Genomic DNA, 2717 nt, shown 5'->3' with positions numbered 1-2717 from the left:
CGGCGGGACGGCGGGCACCGATTCGGTAGCCTGAGCGCGAAATGCTCGGGGCAAGGAGGTGGGACGGTGGCGCGTGGTTCCGTTCGCCGCAGGCGCGGTCGTCTGCAGATTTCGCGGCAGCTGCGGCGCGGAGAGTTCGTGTATCTGCAGCGCGGGGAGCAAATCACCGATCCCGAGGAGCTGGAACGCATCAAGGCCCTGGTCATTCCGCCGGCCTGGCATGACGTGCAGATCTCCGCTTCCCCCAGCGCCAAGGTGCTGGCCCGCGGGGTCGATGACGCCGGACGGCGTCAGGCGATCTACCACCCTCGTTTCGGCGCCGCCGCGAAGAGGAGAAGTTCGCCAAGCTCAGTGAGTTCGGCCAAGCCCTGCCGGCGCTGCGCAAACAGGTGGCGGCGGACATGGAGCGGCGCGGAACCAGCCGCGAGAAGGTGGTCGCCTGCGTGATCAAGGTGCTGGACAAGGGGTACCTGCGCATCGGCACCCCGAAATATGCCCGGCAATATCGCTCCTATGGGCGACTACGCTGCGCCGGCGGCATACCCGCATCAAGGGAACCAGCGTTACCTTTGATTTCAACGGCAAGAGCGGACAGCACCAGACGGTGACGATCGAGGACGCGCAGATGGCCCGCTTCGTGAAGAAGCTGCGGGAGATGCCCGGCTATGAAGTCTTCCGCTTCACCGATGATGAGGGACAGCTGTGTTCGGTGCGCAGTGAGCATGTCAACGAATACCTGCATACGAACATGGGCAGCCAGTTCACGGCGAAGGACTTTCGCACCTGGGGCGGAACGCTGACGGCCTTCGCCTCCCTGCTGGACGCCGAGGTTGACGGCGCCAGCCCGCAGCGGGAGCTGACGCGTGCTGAACGCGAGGCGGTGAAGCAGGCCGCCTCGGTGCTGGGCAACACCCAGTCCACGGCGCGCAAGGCCTATATCGCCCCGCGGGTGCTGAAGCTGGCCGGGGACCCCGAGAAGCTCGAGGACCTGCGCGGTGAGCGCAAGCGCCGGCGAGCGCGCAAGTACCTGAGCGTCGATGAGCAGTGTCTGCTGCAGCTGCTGGAAGAAGACAGCGCATAGCCTGTTCCTGCCTTTCCTGCTGTTCATATTGTGGACGATAGATCCTCTTTTCTTCATCCATCGAGCACTTGGGCTCCATTTATTGAGGCGCTTCGCTGTCTTGGCTAGGTTCGTTGGTAATGACGAGCGTTTCCACAAGGTGGACGTAGGAGGAAACCATGGCAAGCAAGTACCGGCAAGACGCCGCAGCGGCCCTGGCCGAGGTCGTCCAGGACGGGATGACCATCGCGGTCGGCGGCTTCGGTCTGAGCGGGATACCCACCCGGTTGATCACGGCACTGCGCGATTCCGGGGCGAGGAACCTGACCATCGTGTCGAACAATATGGGGGTAGACGGCAAAGGCCTGGGCCTATTGATCGAAAATCAGCAGGTCGCCAAGGTCATGGCCTCCTACGTGGGTGAAAACAAGCTGTTCGCCCAGCAGTTCCTTTCCGGCGAGCTCGAGGTGGAGTTCGTTCCCCAGGGCACCCTTGCCGAACGGCTGCGCGCCGGGGGTGCCGGGATCCCGGCGTTCTACACGCCCACCGGTGTGGGCACCCCGGTGGCAGAGGGGAAACCGGTCATGGAGTTCGACGGGAAGCCGGCCATCCTCGAACGTGGAATCGTTGCCGACATCGCCCTGGTGCGCGCCCACCAGGCGGACGCGGAAGGCAACCTGCGGTACCGGATGACCGCGCGGAACTTCAACCCGCTGGCCGCCATGGCCGGGAGGTACACGTTCGCCGAGGCCGAGCACATCGAGCAGGACTACCTGGATCCGCAGCTGGTGGACACTCCGGGGATCTTCGTGCAGTGCCTGGTCGAAGCGGACCAGATCAAGGACATCGAACAGCGCACCGTGCGGCTGCGGCAGGAGGCATGAGCATGTGGACCAGGGATGAGATGGCAGCCATCGCCGCCAGCGAGCTGGTGGACGGGCAGTACGTCAACCTGGGGATCGGCATCCCCACACTGGTGGCCAATAACCTGCCCGAAGGCGTGTCGGTAAAGCTGCAAAGCGAAAACGGCCTGCTGGGCATGGGGCCTTTCCCCTACGCGGGTGAGGAGGATGCGGACCTGATCAACGCCGGCAAGCAGACCGTCACCGTGCTGCCCGGAGGCAGCTTCTTCGACTCCGCCACCAGTTTTGGAATGATCCGCGGCGGCCACGTGCAGACCGCCATCCTCGGCGCACTGCAGGTGGCGGGCAACGGGGACCTGGCGAACTGGACTATTCCCGGCAAGCTGGTCAAGGGCATGGGCGGGGCCATGGACCTGGTGGCCGGCACCCCGCGGGTCATCGTGATCACCGACCACGTGGCCAAGGACGGCACCTCGAAGATCGTGGAACATTGCGACCTGCCGCTGACCGGCGTCGGCGTGGTGGACCGGATCATTACCGACCGCGCCGTGTTCGACATCGAAGACGGGCGGCTGATCCTGCGCCGCCTGGCAGAGGGCGAAAGCCCGGAATCAATCAAAGACATCACCGCAGCAAAGTTCAGCATCGACCTTGAGGAGTCACAGGCAGCATGAGTGTAAAGATCGCCGGATATGCCCGCACCCCCTTCATGCGCTTCAACGGCGCACTGGCCGGCGTTGAGGCCTCCGAGCTGGGGGCGCACGCGGCCAAGGCGGCCCTGGAACGCGCCGGGG

Annotated in this window: 5 protein-coding genes and 1 pseudogene; all 6 read left to right on the top strand. The window is 64.8% G+C overall.

Features of this window, described 5'->3' with window-relative positions:
- The first annotated feature begins 66 nt into the window (after positions 1-66).
- The gene (locus JCM19049_RS20415; RefSeq protein WP_279403026.1) at positions 67-447 is read left to right on the top strand and encodes a hypothetical protein; all 381 of its coding nucleotides are present in this window, start codon (positions 67-69) and stop codon (positions 445-447) included.
- Positions 369-608: a hypothetical protein gene (locus JCM19049_RS20410; RefSeq protein ID WP_279403028.1), complete on the top strand. Its 240-nt coding sequence runs from the start codon at positions 369-371 to the stop codon at positions 606-608. The genes JCM19049_RS20415 and JCM19049_RS20410 overlap by 79 nt, the downstream gene beginning before the upstream one ends.
- Positions 503-1081, top strand: coding sequence for a hypothetical protein (locus JCM19049_RS20405; protein ID WP_306420787.1), 579 nt, complete (start codon positions 503-505; stop codon positions 1079-1081). The genes JCM19049_RS20410 and JCM19049_RS20405 overlap by 106 nt, the downstream gene beginning before the upstream one ends.
- 158 nt (positions 1082-1239) lie before the next feature.
- Entirely contained in the window at positions 1240-1944 is a 705-nt protein-coding gene (locus JCM19049_RS11160; RefSeq protein ID WP_054821627.1) for a CoA transferase subunit A, read from the top strand.
- 2 nt (positions 1945-1946) lie between these two features.
- On the top strand, positions 1947-2597 hold the full coding sequence (locus JCM19049_RS11155; RefSeq protein ID WP_054821626.1) for a CoA transferase subunit B: 651 nt from the start codon (positions 1947-1949) through the stop codon (positions 2595-2597).
- Positions 2594-2717, top strand: a pseudogene (locus JCM19049_RS20400) (acetyl-CoA C-acyltransferase); the annotation flags it as partial. The gene JCM19049_RS11155 and the pseudogene JCM19049_RS20400, both read left to right, overlap by 4 nt.

The sequence above is a fragment of the Arthrobacter sp. JCM 19049 genome (assembly GCF_001310435.1).
Note: the sequence above shows the minus strand (reverse complement) of the source record. Positions and strands in the feature narration are given on the sequence as shown.